The organism is Paenibacillus oceani, assembly GCF_014705615.1.
In the GTDB taxonomy this organism is placed as follows: domain Bacteria; phylum Bacillota; class Bacilli; order Paenibacillales; family NBRC-103111; genus Paenibacillus_AB; species Paenibacillus_AB oceani.
In genome coordinates this window covers 274,770-293,981 of the sequence record NZ_JACXJA010000005.1, presented here as the reverse complement: position 1 = coordinate 293,981, position 19,212 = coordinate 274,770, and the positions used below count along the sequence as shown (strand labels likewise).

22 protein-coding genes are annotated in these 19,212 nt (G+C 56.0%); all 22 read left to right on the top strand.

Translation table 11 applies throughout. The annotated features are described in order from the left end of the window. The first annotated feature begins 42 nt into the window (after positions 1–42). The gene (gene mtrB, locus IDH45_RS04810; RefSeq protein WP_190925205.1) at positions 43–282 is read left to right on the top strand and encodes a trp RNA-binding attenuation protein MtrB; all 240 of its coding nucleotides are present in this window, start codon (positions 43–45) and stop codon (positions 280–282) included. Between the two features lie 119 nt (positions 283–401). Further along, positions 402–935: a hypothetical protein gene (locus IDH45_RS04805; RefSeq protein WP_190925203.1), complete on the top strand. Its 534-nt coding sequence runs from the start codon at positions 402–404 to the stop codon at positions 933–935. A gap of 137 nt (positions 936–1,072) precedes the next feature. Continuing rightward, a complete protein-coding gene (locus IDH45_RS04800; RefSeq protein ID WP_190925202.1) occupies positions 1,073–1,936 on the top strand; it encodes a heptaprenyl diphosphate synthase component 1 in 864 nt (287 codons plus the stop codon). Positions 1,937–1,943: 7 nt separating this feature from the next. After that, the gene (locus tag IDH45_RS04795) at positions 1,944–2,669 is read left to right on the top strand and encodes a demethylmenaquinone methyltransferase (protein ID WP_190925425.1); all 726 of its coding nucleotides are present in this window, start codon (positions 1,944–1,946) and stop codon (positions 2,667–2,669) included. Further along, complete coding sequence (locus IDH45_RS04790; protein WP_190925200.1) at positions 2,659–3,534, top strand: UbiA-like polyprenyltransferase; 876 nt, start codon at positions 2,659–2,661, stop codon at positions 3,532–3,534. Before IDH45_RS04795 ends, IDH45_RS04790 begins: the two co-directional genes overlap by 11 nt. After that, positions 3,528–4,136 carry a UbiX family flavin prenyltransferase gene (locus tag IDH45_RS04785; RefSeq protein ID WP_190925198.1) on the top strand — a complete coding sequence of 203 codons (609 nt, stop codon included), beginning with the start codon at positions 3,528–3,530 and terminating at the stop codon, positions 4,134–4,136. The genes IDH45_RS04790 and IDH45_RS04785 overlap by 7 nt, the downstream gene beginning before the upstream one ends. 2 nt (positions 4,137–4,138) lie before the next feature. Further along, the gene (locus IDH45_RS04780) at positions 4,139–4,990 is read left to right on the top strand and encodes a menaquinone biosynthetic enzyme MqnA/MqnD family protein (RefSeq protein ID WP_190925197.1); all 852 of its coding nucleotides are present in this window, start codon (positions 4,139–4,141) and stop codon (positions 4,988–4,990) included. Positions 4,991–4,994: 4 nt separating this feature from the next. Then, on the top strand, positions 4,995–5,969 hold the full coding sequence (locus tag IDH45_RS04775) for a polyprenyl synthetase family protein (RefSeq protein ID WP_190925195.1): 975 nt from the start codon (positions 4,995–4,997) through the stop codon (positions 5,967–5,969). Between the two features lie 100 nt (positions 5,970–6,069). Next, positions 6,070–6,513 (top strand): nucleoside-diphosphate kinase, encoded by a 444-nt coding sequence (ndk, locus tag IDH45_RS04770; protein WP_190925193.1) that lies wholly within the window; start codon positions 6,070–6,072, stop codon positions 6,511–6,513. A 135-nt stretch (positions 6,514–6,648) separates the two neighbouring features. Further along, on the top strand, positions 6,649–7,437 hold the full coding sequence (locus IDH45_RS04765) for a CheR family methyltransferase (RefSeq protein ID WP_190925191.1): 789 nt from the start codon (positions 6,649–6,651) through the stop codon (positions 7,435–7,437). A gap of 57 nt (positions 7,438–7,494) precedes the next feature. Next, a complete protein-coding gene (locus IDH45_RS04760) occupies positions 7,495–7,656 on the top strand; it encodes a hypothetical protein (RefSeq protein WP_190925189.1) in 162 nt (53 codons plus the stop codon). A gap of 345 nt (positions 7,657–8,001) precedes the next feature. After that, a complete protein-coding gene (aroC, locus tag IDH45_RS04755; RefSeq protein ID WP_190925188.1) occupies positions 8,002–9,165 on the top strand; it encodes a chorismate synthase in 1,164 nt (387 codons plus the stop codon). Between the two features lies 1 nt (position 9,166). After that, the gene (aroB, locus tag IDH45_RS04750) at positions 9,167–10,261 is read left to right on the top strand and encodes a 3-dehydroquinate synthase (protein ID WP_190925186.1); all 1,095 of its coding nucleotides are present in this window, start codon (positions 9,167–9,169) and stop codon (positions 10,259–10,261) included. Positions 10,262–10,267: 6 nt separating this feature from the next. Further along, positions 10,268–10,645, top strand: a complete 378-nt coding sequence (aroH, locus tag IDH45_RS04745) for a chorismate mutase (protein WP_190925184.1) — start codon at positions 10,268–10,270, stop codon at positions 10,643–10,645. 436 nt (positions 10,646–11,081) lie between these two features. Continuing rightward, positions 11,082–12,620: an anthranilate synthase component I gene (gene trpE / locus IDH45_RS04740; RefSeq protein WP_190925182.1), complete on the top strand. Its 1,539-nt coding sequence runs from the start codon at positions 11,082–11,084 to the stop codon at positions 12,618–12,620. 30 nt (positions 12,621–12,650) lie between these two features. Then, the gene (gene trpD, locus IDH45_RS04735; RefSeq protein ID WP_190925180.1) at positions 12,651–13,691 is read left to right on the top strand and encodes an anthranilate phosphoribosyltransferase; all 1,041 of its coding nucleotides are present in this window, start codon (positions 12,651–12,653) and stop codon (positions 13,689–13,691) included. Further along, a complete protein-coding gene (gene trpC, locus IDH45_RS04730; protein ID WP_190925178.1) occupies positions 13,681–14,484 on the top strand; it encodes an indole-3-glycerol phosphate synthase TrpC in 804 nt (267 codons plus the stop codon). The genes trpD and trpC overlap by 11 nt, the downstream gene beginning before the upstream one ends. A 4-nt stretch (positions 14,485–14,488) precedes the next feature. Further along, positions 14,489–15,172 carry a phosphoribosylanthranilate isomerase gene (locus IDH45_RS04725; RefSeq protein WP_190925423.1) on the top strand — a complete coding sequence of 228 codons (684 nt, stop codon included), beginning with the start codon at positions 14,489–14,491 and terminating at the stop codon, positions 15,170–15,172. Further along, the gene (gene trpB / locus IDH45_RS04720) at positions 15,150–16,361 is read left to right on the top strand and encodes a tryptophan synthase subunit beta (RefSeq protein WP_190925176.1); all 1,212 of its coding nucleotides are present in this window, start codon (positions 15,150–15,152) and stop codon (positions 16,359–16,361) included. The genes IDH45_RS04725 and trpB overlap by 23 nt, the downstream gene beginning before the upstream one ends. Further along, the gene (gene trpA / locus IDH45_RS04715; RefSeq protein ID WP_190925174.1) at positions 16,348–17,154 is read left to right on the top strand and encodes a tryptophan synthase subunit alpha; all 807 of its coding nucleotides are present in this window, start codon (positions 16,348–16,350) and stop codon (positions 17,152–17,154) included. Before trpB ends, trpA begins: the two co-directional genes overlap by 14 nt. A gap of 215 nt (positions 17,155–17,369) precedes the next feature. After that, entirely contained in the window at positions 17,370–18,323 is a 954-nt protein-coding gene (locus tag IDH45_RS04710; protein WP_190925172.1) for an ABC transporter permease, read from the top strand. Positions 18,324–18,341: 18 nt separating this feature from the next. Continuing rightward, a complete protein-coding gene (locus tag IDH45_RS04705) occupies positions 18,342–19,208 on the top strand; it encodes a carbohydrate ABC transporter permease (RefSeq protein WP_190925170.1) in 867 nt (288 codons plus the stop codon). Positions 19,209–19,212: the final 4 nt, after the last annotated feature.

Below are 19,212 nucleotides of genomic sequence, written 5' to 3'. Positions count from 1 at the left end.
ACGCTTCCGCAATCGATGCGGATCAGGGGAGGAACATTCCGAATGGCCCAGGACAAAGAAAACGGGACGATTCAAGGCGACTACTTCGTCATCAAGGCGAAAGAAAACGGGGTTCATGTGATCGGGCTTACACGGGGACACGATACACGGTTCCATCATACGGAGAAGCTGGATAAAGGCGAAGTGATGATCGCCCAGTTCACGGAGCATACGTCCGCCGTCAAAATCCGCGGAAAAGCGGTCGTCATGACCCGATACGGTACGGTCGAAACGGACGAGTAGCGCGACCTCGAATAAGGCTTCAAAAGGCAGGCATAGCCTGCCTTTTTCATTTGTACAATGAGATAGGGGTGTAAATGCACCGAATGTACAGGGTAGAGCCCCTGCAGGAGGGATGTGCCTTGAAGTCGGTTTACCGGATTCTCGTCGTCGCGTTCGTATCGATTGGTATCGCCGCTTTGTTGTCCATCGTGCCGAAGCTTGACGGATCGCTTGCAGGAGGGGCGGGGGACACGCCCGTATTTCGCCCGGAGTCGGCCGTTATGCTGAGCGACCGCAATCTGGTCGACCTGCTCGTCAAGCTGCCGCTTCAACTGGATATCGCCCATGTCGAATGGAGCGACTCGATCTTGTCGGTTGATCTGAGATCCGGTCCGGATGGAATGAAATCCGAGACCGTATATGACGATTTGTACGTTTTGTCGCAAGCGGGATTTGCCGGAACGAAAAATGTAAAGCGGATGCTCGTCCGCCTTATGGAGCACCCGTCCCAAGCAAAGGGCGTCCCCCAACTGCTGATGGCTATGGACGCCAAACGGTCGGATGCGGACGGAGCTGCCGCCGGCGGCCGTCTGAAAGGGACGAAAGAGCAATATATCGTCTCGAGCTTTAACCTGACGTACACCCACAGATGGATGGACCGGCTTCAGCATTAGCGGAGGCCGGCTGCGGCTGCGGACCTTGCCGTAATTTGCATCATATAGAATGTGCGTGGTGCGCCCGGTTATGATATAATGGTTTAGATTTCTAGGATGAACGCACATTGACGCTTGTCGGCGGTACGGAGGCTTGTATGAACATTTACTCGATTGCGGATGCGACGAAACCTTACACCGATTACGATATGATCCGGGATCATACGGAGCTGCCCGAATTTCCCAATTTTCGCACCCAGCTTTTGTATACGTTTCTCCGTAAACAATCGTCTTACGCGGATCAAAGCGAGCTGTACTCGATCGTCGTATCGCTGGCTCAGCTCGGACTCGATACGCACGATCTGGTCAGCGAAACGAACGAACGCAAAGAGAAAAAAGAAGCTCGTTCCAGACAGATGAAGGTGCTTGCCGGCGATTACTTCAGCAGCCGGTTTTATCATCTGCTGTCGCAGGCCGGCCAGGTGGAGATGACAAGGGGGATCGCGGCTGCGATCTGCGAGGTGAACCGGCTGAAGATGAATTTGTACAGCCGGATGCGCCAGTGGAAGATGACGACGGACGAGTATATGCGTTTTTCCGTCGACATCCGCATGCAGCTGTATTTGACGTTTTCCAAGGCGCTTGAAGGTTTGAAGCCTAACAGCTGGCACGATATGCTCCACGGTTACACCCAATGTGAAGTGTTGCTTAACGAACTGGGCCGCATCGAGCGGGAACGGGATTTCCGCTGCGGATGGGCGTTTTGGCATTTGCTTCAGATCGGGACGAAGGAAGAGCGGAAACAGCTGCAGAACGGCGATACCGATCCTGGGAAGCTGCGCTCGCTTCTGCATAAATACAACGTCAAGGCAACGCTGTTCCAGATGCTGGAGACGCAGTTCAAGCTGCTGTCGGACAAGATCCGGCAATTTGATTCGGAGAAGCTGGTCGGCGAGCTGTATCAGATCGGGGAGCCGTTTGCCAGAGCATTGACAGCACCGAGGGTATTGGAGGAAGTGTGAGGTGGAGATGAAGACTAGCAAAGAGCAGTTCGTCCATTCCGTATTTGAAAGCATCGCTCCCAAGTACGATCTGATGAACGATCTGATTAGTTTCAGGCGGCACAAGGCTTGGCGCAAGTATACGATGAAGCAGATGGACGTCAGACCCGGGCAGACCGCGCTCGACGTATGCTGCGGAACGTGCGACTGGACGGTAGACCTGGCGGAGGCCAGCGGGTCGGGCCGGATCGTGGGGCTGGACTTCAGCAAGAATATGCTCGATTTCGGCGAACGCAAAATCGCAAGCCTCAAGCGGGACGATCAGATTGAGCTCGTCCACGGCAATGCGATGGAGCTGCCCTTCGATGACAATACGTTCGATTATGCCACGATCGGCTTCGCGCTGCGGAACGTGCCGGATTTGGAACAAGTGCTGCGGGAGATGCGCCGTGTCGTGAAACCGGGCGGACTGGTCGTCTCGCTCGAGCTGTCCAAGCCGACCTGGCAGCCGTTTAAGTCGATTTATTATTTTTACTTCCAGAAAGTGATGCCGCTGATCGGCAAGCTGATAGCCAAAAAGTACGAGCAGTACAAATGGCTGCCGGAATCGCTCGTGCATTTTCCGGATTACAACCAGCTTGCCGGCATATTCCGGAAGATCGGGCTGGACGACATTCGCGTCAAACCGTTTTTCCTCGGAGTCGCGGCTTTGCATATCGGCGTCAAGCGGGAGGGAACGTCCGATGTGGAATAAGACGAAAGTCTTTCTGGAAATGATCAAGTTCGAGCATACGATATTCGCCCTCCCGTTTGCTTTTATGGGCGCCGTACTCGGCTCGGTTGTGGAATACGGCCATTTGCCGTCGTGGGCTCAGATCGGTTGGATTATCGTCGCGATGGTCGGTGCACGCAGCGCCGCCATGGGGCTGAACCGGCTGATCGACAAGGCGATCGACCTGAAAAATCCGCGCACGTCGAACCGGGCGATTCCGGCCGGGCTGCTGTCGGTCGGAGAAGTATTGCTCTTTATTATCATTTCGTTCGTCCTGCTGTTTTGGGCGACGGCCAACTTGAGCACTCTGGCGATGAAGCTGCTGCCGCTCGCCGTCTTCATGACCGTTATTTATTCGTACACGAAACGGTTTACCTGGCTTTGCCACATCATCCTCGGTCTTACGATCGCCCTTGCGCCGCTAGGCGGTTGGGTTGCGGTAACCGGAACGATCGATTTGTCCGCAATGGTGCTGTATATCAGCGTCGCATTCTGGACGGCCGGCTTCGATGTGATTTATGCTTGCCAGGATGCCGATTACGACCGCAACGAAGGACTGCACTCCATCCCGAGCCGGTTCGGGATCGGACGAGCGTTAATGATCGCAAGAGCGTTTCATCTGATCACCGCTGCCGGACTGATGAGCCTTTTTCTGATAACGGATTTAAGCTGGTGGTATTTCGCCGGACTGATCATCTCTTACGTTATTATGTTTTATGAACATTTCATCGTATCGCCTAACGACTTGTCCAAGTTGAATACGGCGTTCTTTACGATGAACGGAGTTTTGAGCGTGGTTGTGTTTTGTTTCACATTCCTTGACGTGGTGGTGCGCTACTTATGGTAGAAAGCGCAAGCCGCGAAGGATGGGTGGTCGGCATTACCGGGGCGAGCGGCGCCGTCTACGGAGTCAGGCTGTGCGAAGCGCTTCTGGAGCGCGGGCTGCAGGTTCATCTCGTCATTACCGAGGCGGGTTGGAGGGTGCTGCGGGAGGAGCTCGGCTGGGACACATCTCACCGGCAGGCGACGCTAGAAGAGAAGTTCGGCCGTTTCGCGGTCAAACCGCGTTATTATCCGATCGCCGACATCGGCGCCTCGATCGCTAGCGGATCGTTCCGTACCGCCGGCATGGCGATCGTCCCGTGCAGCATGGGAACGGTGTCGGGCCTGTCGCAAAGCGCCTCGGGCAATTTGCTGGAGCGGGCGGCTGACGTCATGCTGAAGGAGGGACGGAGGCTTGTCATCGTCCCGAGGGAGACGCCGCTTCATGCGATTCATCTGGAAAATATGCTGAAGCTGGCGCGTATGGGAGTTCGGATCGTTCCGGCCATGCCGGCCTTTTACCATAAGCCGTTGTCGATGGACGAGCTGGTCGATTTTATGGTCGGCAAAGTGATGGATAGTATGGGAATCGACAACGAGATGTTCCGACGATGGGGAGATGCTTGACTATGCACCATGAATCACGGATACGCATCGGGAAGATCAACTATACGAACGTGTGGCCCATTTATCATTATTTCCCGCACGAGCGGTTCGGCTCCAGACTGGAATGGATCGAGCAGGTGCCGACCGGGCTGAACCGGGCGATGCTGGCCGGAGAAGTCGATATGGGGGCGATTTCTTCGTTTGCCTATGCCGAATCGCATGAGCGCTACGAGTTGTACCCGGAGCTGTCGGTAAGCGCGCTCGGCAACGTTAATTCGCTGCTGCTGTTTCATAAGAAGCCGCTCGAAGAGCTGGACGGCTGCACGGTTATGCTGCCCACAACGTCCGCTACGACCGTTAATTTGCTTAAAATTGTGCTGCACCGCTTTGTGGGAGTCACGCCCCATTACGTGTATGCCGCTCCGTCTTTGGATACAATGATGAAACATGCGGATGCGGCGCTTCTGATTGGCGACGATGCGATCCGGGCGAGCTGGTCCGATCATCCGTACGAAGTGTCCGATCTGGGCGGACTGTGGAAACGGTATACCGGGGAATGGATGACGTTCGCCGTATGGGCCGTCCGCAAGCAGACGATCGAAGCTTGTCCGGAGCTGGTGGCCGACGTGCACGAATCCTTCCTGAGAAGCAAAGTGGCAGGACTCCAAGATCCCGAACCGATTGTGAGGAAGGCGCAGGCCGAGATCGGCGGGACGCTCGAATACTGGCGCGGCTATTTCCGCAATCTAAGCCACGATTTCGGCCCGGATCAGCGGCGGGGGCTGAGCTTGTATTTCCGGTATGCCGCAGAACAGGGGCTGCTATCCGAGGATGCGCCGCTCCGTATCTGGACTGATAATTCTGTAACTAGGTGACTTGATGAAACTATTGGATATTTACGCCAGAATGAAAAAAGATATCGCTTACGTCGAGCGTGAGCTGGAAAGCAGCGTTTATTCGGAACATGCGATGCTTAAGGAAACGTCGCTGCATCTGCTGAAAGCGGGAGGGAAACGGATTCGTCCGGTTTTCGTCCTGCTTGCCGGCCAGTTCGGCAAGTATGATCTGCAGAGACTGAAGCATATCGCGGTGCCGCTGGAGCTGATCCATATGGCCTCGCTTGTGCATGACGATGTGATCGACGATGCGAATACGAGGCGCGGCCAGTTGACGGTAAAGTCCAAGTGGGACAACCGGGTTGCGATGTACACCGGCGATTACATTTTCGCCAAGGCGCTTACGGTCGCAACGCAGCTGTCCGATCCCCGCATCCACCGGATCTTGTCGAAGGCGCTTGTGGAGCTGAGCATCGGGGAGATGGAGCAGATCCGCTACTTTTTCCGGACTGACCAGACGCTGCGCAATTATTTGCTCCGCATCAAGCGCAAGACGGCGCTCCTGATTGCGATCAGTTGCCAGCTCGGCGCGGTCGCTTCGGAAGCTTCGGACGACGTTTGCGACAGCATGTATGCGTTCGGTTACAATGCGGGGATGGCCTTTCAGATCCGCGACGACATCCTCGACCTGACAGGTACGGAGAAGGAGCTCGGCAAGCCCCCGGGAAGCGATATCCGGCAAGGCAACATCACGCTTCCGGTATTATGCGCGCTGCGCGACCCGGCGATCCGAAGCGAGCTGCTGGCCGAGATCGAACGGATCCGTCTTGTCGACGGTCAGACGGATGTTACGCCCTTTTTGCGCATCATCCGCAGCGGTACATACATCGGGGAAGCCGACAGGCTATCTTCGAATTATATTGACAGGGCGATAGCGGCATTGTCCGGCTTGCCGGATATTCGCGCCAAGCGCGACCTGGTTCAGATCGCCCATTTTATCGGCAACCGTTCTTATTGAGGAACCGCTGCCGGTTAGGGAGCAAGGCATATCAACGTATGGATTGCGGAAAATCAACCGACAATGGTTGATACAATGGAGCCGAGTGGAGGGAATGGATATGGAAAGAACGTTTCTGATGATTAAACCGGACGGCGTACAGCGCGGGCTGATCGGCGAGATTGTGGGCCGCTTCGAGCGCAGAGGGTTTACGCTCATCGCCAGCAAGCTGATGATGGTGTCCAAGGAAAAAGCGGCTGCGCATTACGCGGAGCATCACGGCCGTCCTTACTATGACGATTTGATGAACTTCATCACGTCCGGCCCCGTGTTCGCCATGGTATGGCAGGGCGATCAAGTGATCGCGCTGTCCCGGATCATGATGGGCAAGACGAATACGCTTGAGGCGGGAACCGGCACGATCCGGGGAGATTTCGCCGTACATACGAACCGCAACATCATTCACGGCTCCGACTCGCCGGAGAACGCCGTCCGCGAGATCAACATCTTCTTCGAGCCGCAGGAGCTGCTCGATTATACGAAGACGATACAAACATGGATTTGATATTTTTCGACGTCATTTGGCAGGAAAATCCCGTATGCTATGGAACTATAGTAGCATACGGGATTTTTGCGTTTCATCGCGGAAACGGCTTCGTTTAGAAGCTTTTCGTACATAGGGATAGGTGGGGAGACACAGGTGGAAGACAAAGACTTCGCGTTGTTTATTAAAAAAGTGAAAGATTACTCGGCGATCGACTTGTCCCAGTACAAGGAAGCACAGATGAAACGCCGGCTAACCACGTTGTATACGAAGAAGGGGTTTGCGTCGTTTACCTCCTTTTTCGATGCGATGGCGAAAGATAAGGAGCTGTATTACGAATTTCTCGACCGGATGACGATCAACGTATCCGAATTTTGGCGCAATCCGAACCGCTGGGAAATCGTAGAGAGCCGATTTCTGCCCGAGCTTGCCCGCGGTTCCCGCCGGCTGAAATGCTGGAGCGCCGCCTGCTCCACGGGGGAGGAGCCGTTTACGCTGGCGATGATCATGTCGGAGCTGGGCCTGCTCGAATCGTCGCAGCTCGTAGCGACGGATATTGATGAAGGGGCGCTGGAGAAGGCGAAGCGGGGCGTCTATCCGGACCGGTCGCTTCGCGATGTGCCTCCGGCGTATGTGAAGAAATATTTTACCCAGAAAGATATGACGTTCTCAGTCTCGGATTCGTTAAAGAAGCATATCCGGTATTCGAAGCAAAATTTGCTGCACGATCCGTTCGACACGCAGTTCGATCTGATCGTCTGCCGCAATGTGATGATTTATTTTACCGAGGAAGCGAAACATATGCTGTACCATAAGTTCAGCCGGGCGCTCAAGCCGGGCGGACTTTTGTTCGTCGGCAGCACCGAGCAGATTTTCTCGCCGGGCCAGTACGAGTTCGAGCCGGCCGATACGTTTATATACCGGAAAAAAGCGGCCCATGTATAACCGCTTCCATATATTCCTATACTAAACCTGTACTTTCGATCAGGAGGTTTGCCCCTAATGGATAAACGGAAGGTCATTACGGCATATCGGCGCGGCTTCATAACGATCCAGGAGTGCGCGCAAATACTCGGCATCGACTCGGTGCAAGTTCTGGGTATTATGAACGATCCGCTGCCGGCAGACAAGTCCCGGATCTATCCGCAGCCCGTCAACGGCTGACGGAAGTTCCTTTTCGAATCGTACGGATCAAGTGCGCCCCGCGCGGGGCGTGCTTTTTGTCGTTAACCATTTAATTTTACTAAGTGAAGTGGTAAGCCTTGCCCTGCTTATAGGCAGGAAGGAAACGATTAAGAGCGGTCGGGCACTTTTAGCGGACGGTTTTTCTTCCGTCGCTTCCGTCGCTTCTGTCCGCATTCCCGGCCGGGTCATCTTACCACGCTCATTTCCTTGTCAAACCGGGGGTGCTATACTATAATTAGCAAAGGAAATTCGGTACATAAAAGCGCTAAAGCACGGCTATAGCGTTCGGATGTATGGGATCAGGATGAAAGGGGATTACCGTTCATGAGATATTTGACAGCTGGGGAAACACACGGCCCGCAACTGACCGCGATCGTGGAAGGGCTGCCAAGCAATATGCCGCTGACCGGGGAGCCGATCAACGAGCAGCTCGCACGCCGCCAGAAAGGTCACGGCCGGGGCAAACGGATGCAAATCGAGAAAGATACGGCGCAGATCGTAGGAGGCGTCCGGCACGGCAAAACGACCGGAGCGCCGGTTGCGCTTGTCGTCGAGAACCGCGATTGGAAAGCATGGACGACCGTCATGAGCATCGAGGACGTCGAAGAGGGCAGCGAAGGCAAACGCCGCGTCAACCGCCCGCGTCCGGGACATGCCGACTTGAACGGCGGCCTGAAATATAACCAGAAAGATCTTCGCAACATCTTGGAGCGCTCCAGCGCCCGGGAAACGACGGTTCGCGTCGCTGTCGGCGCGATCGCCCGCCAGTTTTTGGCGCAGTTCGGCATTAAGGTAGCCGGACAAGTGATTCGGATCGGAGAAATCGAAGTCAACCGCCAGGAGCTGCCGATCGACGAGTTGATCCGGATCACCGAAGAGTCTCCGGTTCGCGTCGTCGACAAGGAAGCGGAGGAGCGGATGATCGCCGCGATCGACCAGGCGAAGGCCGAAGGCGATACGCTTGGCGGTATCGTTGAAGTTATCGTCGAGGGCGTTCCGGTCGGTCTGGGCAGCCACGTCCAATGGGACCGCAAGCTGGACGGACGGATCGCGCAAGCCGTCGTTTCGATTCAAGCGTTCAAGGGCGTCGAGTTCGGCATCGGGTTCGAAGCGTCCGAGCGTCGCGGATCGAAGGTGCACGATGAGATTTTGTATAATGAAGAGACAGGATTCCGCCGCGGCTCCAACCGTGCAGGCGGTTTCGAGGGCGGCATGACGACCGGCGAGCCGATCGTCGTCCGCGGCGTCATGAAGCCGATCTCTACGCTGTACAAGCCTTTGGGCAGCGTGGATATCGATACGAAGCAGCCGTTCTCCGCTCAGGTGGAACGTTCCGATACGTGCGCGGTTCCGGCCGCAGGCGTTATTATGGAAAGCGTAGTCGCCTGGGAAGTCGCCAGAGCGTTTATGGAGAAGTTCGGCGGCGATTCGATGGAAGAGATCCGCGCCAACTACGACAATTTCCTCGCGCAAGTGAGGCAGTACTAATATGAAGCAGCTGACGGTTGATCTGGGAGAACGGTCGTACCCGATCTACATCGGCGAAGGTATTATTAGCGGTCTTGCCGCTACTCTCGCCAACCACAAAATCGGGACCAAGTCGCCGATCCTCGTCGTTACGGACGAGAACGTGGCGAAGTTTTATTTGGCACAGGTCAAAGACTCGCTCGAAGCCGGCGGATACCGCGTCGCAACCGCTGTAGTAGCGCCCGGCGAGAAGTCCAAGTCGCTGGCTGTGCTTGAAGATATGATTACGGTAGCGCTGGAAGCGGGACTGGACCGCAGCTCGGCGGTGATCGCGATCGGCGGCGGCGTCGTCGGCGATCTGGCCGGCTTCGTCGCGGCGAGTTATATGCGGGGCATCCGCTTCGTGCAAATTCCGACGACGATCCTCGCGCACGACAGCAGTGTCGGAGGCAAGGTGGCGGTTAACCACAGGCTGGCCAAAAACGTCATCGGCGCCTTCCATCAGCCGGAATTCGTCCTGTACGATACGGCAACGCTGAAGACGCTGCCGGAGCGGGAGATTCGCGCCGGGCTGTCGGAGCTCGTCAAGGAAGGATTTATATGGGACCGGGAGTTCGTCGAATGGTTCGACGCCAATACCGACAAGCTGCTTGCCCTCGATTCGGAGGCGCTCGCGCATGCCTTGTACATCGGCTGCGGCGTCAAAGCAACGGTCGTGTCGCAGGACGAGCGGGAGGGAGGCCTCCGCGCCATCCTGAACCTGGGTCATACGATCGGCCATGCACTCGAAGCGGTATCCGGGTACGACGAGCTGCTGCACGGGGAAGCGATCGCGATCGGCATGGTCGGCGCGGCGATGCTGTCCGAGAAGCTCGGCAATCCGGGATCGATCGCGGTCGAGACGGAGCGCATTTTGCGCAAGCTCGGGCTGCCTGTCCGCATCCCGTCCCATCTGGACACCGATGCGATCATGAGCGCACTGATGCACGACAAGAAGTTCAAGGAAGGCACCATGGTGTTTATTATTCCGACCGCAATCGGCGAGGTCGAGATCAATTCGAACGTATCGTCCGTATGGGTCAGAGAAATTGTAGAGCGGTTGAAAGGGGAGGCTTGAGCGGACATGTTCGTTAGGGGAATACGCGGGGCCATCACGGTGGAACACAACGAGGAAGCGGAAATCCTGAAAGCGACGATCGAGCTGCTCGGTCAAATCGTCGCCGACAACCACATTCAGCCGGACGATATCGCGCACGTCTTCGTAACGGTTACGCAAGATTTGGATGCGGCCTTTCCGGCCAAGGCGATTCGTCAGATGCCGGGCTGGGAGCTCGTGCCGCTGATGTGCGCGCTGGAGATTTCCGTACCGGGCGGTCTGCCGAAGTGCATCCGTCTGATGGTATCGGTGAATACCGACAAATCGCAGCGGGAAATCCAGCACGTTTATTTGAACGAAGCCAAAAAGCTCCGTCCGGACTTGTCCGAGACGACCAAGTCCTAATTGTTTATATTTCGAAAACGGTTGACGGTCTTCTTGGATCTGTTGTATAGTAAGTGGAAAGCATGAACAAGGCAAGTCGAGAACAGTAGAGTTTAGGAATTAGTCGAGATGAGTGGAGTACAGCCGAGTGAAGCGAAGGCGGGAGCCGCCGGTAGCTTCAGTTGTTTCGAGAATGTTCATAGGTTGGGTGATGTTTGACCGGGAGCGGTCGAAGTTACCCGCGGAACCTGCGGACCGACAAGCGAAAAGCCGATTGTTTCATTGGCAGGAGAAGAAGTCCCGGAGTGAAACGTCGCCGTAATTGTTTTCGTTTGGCGTATTTTTCGAAACGAACGCTTGTTCCCCAACCGATTGATATTCAAACCTCTACTTCGGTAGAGGTTTTTTTGCATTCATATAGCTACAGGCCAACTGCGGCGAAGGAGAGATGACGAATATGTACACGCCAGAACTCAATGAGGTAATCCGGCTAGCCCAAACCCACAACTTAATCCCGGTCGTACGCAATTTGATGGCGGATACGGAGACGCCGATCCGGGTGTTTCAGCATTTTTACGAGGAACCGCGGGCGTTCCTGCTGGAAAGCGTGGAGGGCGGCGTCAAGTGGGCGAGATATTCGTTTATCGGAACCGACCCTTTTCTGATGGTGAAAGGCAAGCACGGCCGGATGGAGATCGAACTGAACGGCGTTCGCCAAGTCGTGGACGACAAGCCGCTCGAGACGTTGAAAGGGCTGCTGCGCGGGTATTCGAGTCCGGCGCTGCCGGATTTCCCTCCGTTTACAGGCGGCGCGATCGGATTTTTCGGATACGATCTGCTCCAGCATTACGAGAAGCTTCCGGCCCATCGGCATGACGATTTGAATATGAGCGACATCGAGTTTATGTTCTGCGATCAGGTGATCGTGTTCGACCATTTCAAGCAGCAGGTGAAAGTGATCGGCAACGTTCATATCGGGAAACACGCGACGGACGCGCAAATCGCCGAAGCGTACCGGCTTACCTGTTCCAAGATCGACGCCACGATCGAACGTCTGCAGCAGCCGATCGCCCAGCGCTCCATCCAAAATGCGATTCCGGCCGATGTGGATTTGGGAGAGGTGCACTCCAATCTGACCAAGGAACAATACATGGCGAACGTCGATAAGGCCAAGGAATACATCCGGGCGGGCGATATATTCCAGGTCGTCCTCTCGCAGCGATTCCATATCGAGACGGAGATTTCCCCGCTGTATGTGTATCGCGTGCTGCGTGCGACGAACCCTTCGCCGTATATGTATTATTTGAAAATGGACGACGAAGTCATCGTTGGAACGTCCCCGGAAGCGCTCGTGAAGGTCGACGGACAGCGGGTGGAGACGAGACCGATCGCGGGAACGCGGCCAAGAGGCAAAACGCCGGAGGAAGACGCGGCGCTTGAAGCGGAGCTGCTGGCCGACGAGAAGGAACGGGCGGAGCATCTCATGCTGGTCGACCTGGGGCGCAACGATATCGGCCGGGTCGCTGAATTCGGCTCCGTCAAGTGCGACATGTACATGGAGATCGAGCGGTATTCTCACGTTATGCATATCGTGTCCAACGTGTCCGGCAAGCTGCGTGAAGATAAAGATTTCTTCGACGCCTTTATATCCTGCATGCCGGCGGGAACGGTATCGGGCGCTCCGAAGTTGCGTGCGATGGAGATTATCGCGGAGATCGAGCGGGAGGCGCGCGGCGCCTATGCAGGGGCCATCGGCTATCTCGGTTTCTCGGGCAATCTGAATACGTGCATCACGATCCGGACGCTTATCTTCAAGCATGGCAAGGCGTACATCCAAGCGGGAGCCGGCATCGTCTGGGACTCCGTACCGGAGATGGAGTACAAGGAAACAGTGAACAAAGCGATGGGGATGCTCAAGGCGATCCGGCTGGCGGAAGCGATATTCGGAGAAAAGAAACCGGCGGCCGCCGTACTGACGAATCAGGACTATTACTGATCTGCGATTATTTCGAGGGGGGAAACGGACATGGACCAAATCAAAACGATCCAGCAGACGATTGCCAAAGTGGTGAGCGGCGCGCATCTGACGCGGGAAGAAGCCAAACTGGCGATGAACTTCGTCATGGAGGGCGACGCGACGCCTTCGCAGATCAGCAGTCTGGTAACGGCGCTGCGCATGAAGGGAGAGACCGCGGACGAAATCGGCGGCTTCGCCGAGACGATGCGCGGCAAGGCCAATCTGGTAAAAGCCGAACGGATCAATTTGCTGGATACGTGCGGAACGGGCGGAGACGGAGCCGATACGTTCAACATCTCTACCGCATCGGCCATCGTAGCGGCAGCCGGAGGCATTCGCGTAGCGAAGCACGGCAACCGGGCGATGTCGAGCAAAAGCGGCAGCGCGGACGTGCTGGAGGCGCTGGGTGTCAACATCGGGCTGTCCGCGGAAGAGGCCGCATCCTGTCTGGAGCGCATCGGCATCTGCTTCATGTTCGCCCAGGCGCACCATCCTTCGATGAAGCACGCGGCTGCGCCTCGTAAGGAGATCGGAATCCGGACTGTATTCAACCTGCTCGGACCGCTGACCAACCCGGCCGGGGCCGACCGGCAGCTGCTCGGCATCTTCGACCGCAACCGGACGGAGCTTATCGCCGAGGTGCTCGGCTCGCTTGGGATCAAGCGGGGGCTCGTCGTAGCGAGCTATGACGGGCTGGACGAGATCAGCATATCGGCCGCGACCAAGGTGACGGAGCTGAAAGACGGCTCGATCCGGACGTTCGATATCAGCCCGGACGATCTCGGGTTGAAGGCGTATCAGATGAGCGACATCGTTGGAGGCGACGCGGCGGCCAATGCGGACATTATCCGCTCCGTGTTCCGCGGTGCAGGCGGCGCCTGCAGGGATATCATTCTCGCCAATGCGGGAGCTTGCTTCTACGTGACCGGACGTTGCTCAACGCTGCAGGAAGGTGTAAAATTAGCGGGTGCGGTCATCGACTCCGGGAAGGCGGCGGAGAAGCTGGAGCAGCTAGCACAAGTAACGGGAGAACTGAGCCATGTTTCTTGATAAAATCGTAGCAACCAAAAAAATCGAAGTCCAGCGGCTGCAAGAAACGTTTTCTTTAGCCGAAGCGGAGAACCAAATAGCGGCAATGCCTGCCTGTCTCGGCTTCGAGCGGGCCCTCTCGGGCGGACGGAAGCGGAGCATGGGGCTGATCGCCGAGGTGAAGAAGGCGTCCCCGTCGAAAGGGCTGATCCGGCCCGATTTCGATCCGGTGAGCATTGCCAGATCGTATGAAGCGGCGGGAACGGACTGTATATCGGTATTGACCGACGTCGACTATTTTCAAGGCTCGAACGAGTATTTGAGCGCGGTGCGGCAAGCGGTCGGCGTGCCGATTCTGCGCAAAGACTTTACGATCGACGTCCGGCAAATCTATGAAGCGCGGCTGATCGGCGCTGATGCGATTTTGCTTATAGCGGCAATCTTGACCACATCCGAGATGAGACAATTTTTGGCGACAGCCCGCGAGCTGGGACTCGACACACTGGTCGAGGTGCATGACCGCGAGGAACTGGAACGGGTGCTCGAGCTGGATGCGACGTTAATCGGGATTAATAACCGCAATCTGCGGACGTTCGTGACCGACCTCCATACGACGGAGGAGCTGATCCGGCACATACCGGGCGATAAGACGGCCGTCAGCGAAAGCGGCATCGCTTCCCCGGAAGAGATCGCCTACTTAAGCTCGATCGGCGCACACGCCGTATTGGTAGGGGAAACGTTTATGCGCAAGCCCGTTATCGAAGACGCGGTAACCGAATTGATGGGGCGCTTGCCTGTTCAAGGCGGTCGATAGGATGATGACTACGGTGAAAATATGCGGCCTGAAGGACAAGGCGACGGTTGAAGCCATCCTTCATCTGCCGATCGACCATATCGGTTTCTTATTTGCAAAAAGTAAACGTCAGGTCACTCCCGGTGAAGCCGGGGAGATGATCCGGGTAATTCACGAGCGCCGCGCCGCGGGACAGCCTGTTCCGCTAACGGTTGGGGTGTTCGTCGATCCGTCCCGGGAGCTTCTGGCCGAAGTGATGCGTGAGGCACCGCTGGACGCCGTCCAGCTGCACGGATCGGAAAGCCCGGACTTCTGCAGGTGGGTGAAGATGACGTTCGGCGTTCTCGTATACCGGGTATTCTCCGCGATGGACACCGGCCCGGACCAGGCGGGCGAGCTGGGGGACGTTCTGGACCCGTATGCGGGACAGATCGACGGTCTGCTGCTCGACACCGCGGGGGGCGGAACCGGCAAGACGTTCGAATGGAACCGGATTCCGGCTTACCATGCCTGGGCTGTCAGGAACCGCATTCCGCTGCTTGTAGCGGGCGGCCTGCATCCGGACAATGTGGCCGGCTTGATCGGGTCCTATCCGCTGGACGGCGTAGACGTATCGAGCGGCGTAGAGACGGACGGCACGAAAGATATTGCGAAAATAACTACATTTGTCGAAAGGGTGAAACGTCATGAGTCGCATGCAAGTGCCTGACGAGCACGGGCGGTTCGGAACCTTCGGGGGCCGTTACGTTCCGGAAACGCTGATGAACGCGCTGATCGAGCTCGAGGAAGCGTATCGCTACTATTCGCAAGACCCGGATTTTATTAAGGAAGTGCAAACTCTGCTGAACGAATATGCGGGCAGGCCATCGCGGCTGTATTACGCCGAACGTCTGACGGAGCATTTGGGCGGAGCGAAAATTTACTTGAAGCGGGAAGACCTGAACCATACCGGCGCCCACAAAATCAATAACACGATCGGACAGGCTGTGCTCGCCAAACGGATGGGCAAGAAGAAAGTAATCGCCGAGACCGGCGCCGGGCAGCACGGGGTCGCCAGCGCGACGATCGCCGCCTTGCTCGGACTCGAATGCAAAGTTTTTATGGGCGAAGAGGATACGAAGCGGCAGCAGTTGAACGTATTCCGGATGAACCTGCTCGGAGCGGAGGTCGTTCCCGTTACGTCCGGTACCCGGACGCTGAAGGACGCCTGCAACGAGACGCTGCGCTATTGGGTCAGCAACGTGCACGACACCTTTTATATTTTGGGCTCGGTCACCGGACCTCATCCATATCCGATGATGGTCCGCGATTTTCAGCGGATTATCGGGGACGAGGCGCGCGCTCAAATGCTTGAGAAGGAAGGGCGTCTGCCTGATGCGGTTATCGCCTGCGTCGGCGGGGGCAGCAATGCGATGGGGATCTTCTATCCGTTCGTCGGCGACGAATCGGTCCGCCTGATCGGCGTAGAAGCTGCAGGTCGCGGCGTAGAGACGGAAGAGCATGCCGCCACGATGACGAAGGGCAGTCCGGGCGTGTTCCAAGGCTCGCTCAGCTACGTGCTGCAGGACCCGTTCGGTCAAGTGCTGCCGGCTCATTCGATCTCGGCGGGGCTCGATTATCCGGGCATCGGTCCGGAGCATTCGTATCTGAAAGATTCCGGTCGGGCGGAATACGTGCCGGTTACCGATAAAGAGGCGCTGGACGCACTTCAACTGCTTAGCCGTACCGAGGGCATCATTGCCGCGCTCGAAAGCTCGCACGCCGTAGCGCATACGCTCAAGGTCGCTCCTACGATGAGCAAAGACCAGATTATCGTCGTTAATTTGTCCGGCCGCGGCGACAAAGACGTCGAATCGATTATGGGATATTTGGGAGGTGGCGCGGATGAATCGCATTGACGCCAAATTTGCCGAGCTGAAAGCAAGCGGCAGAACCGCGCTGATCCCTTACATTACGATGGGCGATCCGAACCCGGACGTATCGGTGTCGCTGCTGCGGGAGCTGGAGACGGCCGGCGCCGACATCGTCGAGCTCGGAGTGCCGTACTCCGATCCGCTGGCCGACGGCCCGGTCATCCAGCGCGCCTCCGAGCGGGCGCTGAAGCACAACATTACGATACTGGACTGTATCCGCATCGCCAAGGAGGCGCGCGAGCATAACGTCAGCCTGCCGTTTATTTTGTTCACTTATTATAATCCGGTGCTGCAGGTCGGGCTGGAGCGGTTTTTCGAATTGCTGGCTGAGCACGATATTAGCGGCGTCATCATCCCGGACTTGCCGTTCGAAGAGAACGGACCGGTCAAGGCGTTGTCCGACCGCTTCAACATTCATCTGATTCCGCTCGTGGCGCCGACCTCGGAAGATCGGATCGTCAAAATCGTCTCGAGCGCATCCGGCTTTATCTATTGCGTGTCCTCGCTTGGCGTTACCGGCGTCAGGAGCGACTTTTTCTCCGGTATCGACGAGTTTCTCGCGACGGTTCGCCGTTCGACCGACTTGCCGATCGCGATCGGATTCGGCATCTCAAGCAGCGAACAGTTCGTCCATTTCTCCAAGTCGTGCGACGGCGTAGTCGTCGGCAGCGCGATCGTGCGCAAGATCGAAGAAGCGACGCCGCTGCTGCTGTCCGAATCTTCCCGGTCCGACGGACTGGTCCAGGTGCGGGAATTCGTCCGACAGCTTCGCGGTTAACCGGAATTATCCATTCAAGAAGGTTTCCTCTTAGTAGGAAGCCTTCTTTTTTTGTCTGAACCAACGTCTGCCGCCCAATCCTGTCCTGTATAGGGAATTCATGGGTCCGATTGTGAAGGTCGTGTAAAAGAACCACAACAATTCATAAAAAATCACATGTAAGCGCGTTCAGATGTCCGGTATCATTAAAGTCGACAACAAGGAGGGGGAAGCAGATGGCGACCGAAATGAAAGCGGGTGCGAATCCGCCGCTTATAGGGAACCGGCCGAAGAAGACAAGCTATTTAATTAAACATTGGCCCATATACTCGATGATCATCCCGGGCTTGCTCTTTTTTATCGTATTCAAGTATATTCCGCTAGGCGGAAGTATTATCGCCTTCCAGGATTACAATGTGTTCGACGGAATTGCCGGGAGCAAATTTGTAGGAGCCAAACATTTTCTGAATTTGTTTACGTACCCGGAGTTTTACCGGATCTTCAAAAACACGCTGCTGATCAGCATCTACCAGTTGGCATTCGGCTTCCCGGCTCCGATAATTCTCGCTTTGCTGCTGAACGAAGTGCGCAAGGCGGTGTTTAAACGGACCATTCAAACCGTGCTCTACCTGCCCCACTTTTTATCCTGGGTAATCGTAGGCGGTCTGGTCATCAGCCTTCTGTCGCCTAGCACAGGGCTGGTTAACGGGATTGTGAAGATGTTCGGCGGCGACCCGGTTTTCTTCATGCAGGAGCCTTCCTATTTCCGCACGATTGTAGTAACGTCAGGAATTTGGAAAGAGGTCGGCTGGGGGACGATTATTTACTTGGCCGCGATGGCCGGCGTTAATCCCGACCTGTACGAAGCGGCCGAAGTGGACGGCGCCGGAAAGCTGCGCCAAATGTGGAACATTACGCTCCCTTGTCTACTGCCGACGATTATGGTCATGCTTCTGCTTCGAATCGGCAGCATACTCGACCTGGGCTTCGAGCAGATCTACAGCATGCTCAATCCGCTCGTTACAGAGACGGGCGAAGTGTTTGACACTTACATTTATCGGATCGGCCTACTGGGCGGCCAGTTCAGCTACACGACCGCGATCGGCCTGTTCAAATCCGTTATCGGTTTCATCCTGCTCGTAGGCGCCAATATGATCAGCAAGAGAACGACAGGAAGTTCTATTTACTAGAGAGGAGACGGCTTACGTATGATTCGGACAACATGGCCGCAGAAGCTGTTTACCGTTGTGAACTACATGTTTCTGACCTTGCTGAGTTTGACGATGCTGATTCCGCTGCTTCATATTCTGGCAGGCTCTTTAAGCGGCAACAGCGCTTTGATGGCCGGGGAAGTGACTGTGTTCCCCGTCGACTTCACCTGGTCGAACTATCAAGTTGTGTTCACCGATCCCGCGATCTGGAGGGCGTTCGCCATCACGGTGCTCGTCACCGTGTTCGGAACGGCGATCAGTCTGTTCCTGACCTGCCTGATGGCTTACGGGTTGTCCCGGAATGTGAAGGGCAGCTCCATCATCCTGCTGCTGGTCGTATTCACCATCATCTTCCAGGCTCCCATGATTCCGACCTATATATTGGTCAAATCGCTCGGCATGCTGAACTCGTTATGGGCGCTTATTATTCCGGGAGCTATCAGCGCCTTTAATATGATCATTATGGTATCGTTTTTCCGCAACATTCCGGAGGGGCTGATCGAATCGGCGCGCATCGACGGTGCAGGCGAATACCGGACGTTGTTCCAGATCGTCATTCCGCTGTCGCTGCCATCTCTGCTTACGATTGGTCTGTTTTACGCCGTTGGTTATTGGAACAGTTATATGCAAGCGTTGCAATATATCCGCAAGCCGTCGCTTCATCCGCTTCAAGTCAAGCTGAGGCAGATGATTGTCGAAAGCGATGTCGATTCGCTCCTGCAAAGTACGATGGCCTCGATGCAATCGGCCGAAGGGATCAAGATGGCGTCCATTATTTTCGCCACGATTCCGATCCTGCTTATTTATCCATGGATCCAGAAGCACTTTGTGAAAGGTGCAATGCTAGGATCTGTTAAAGGATAAACTA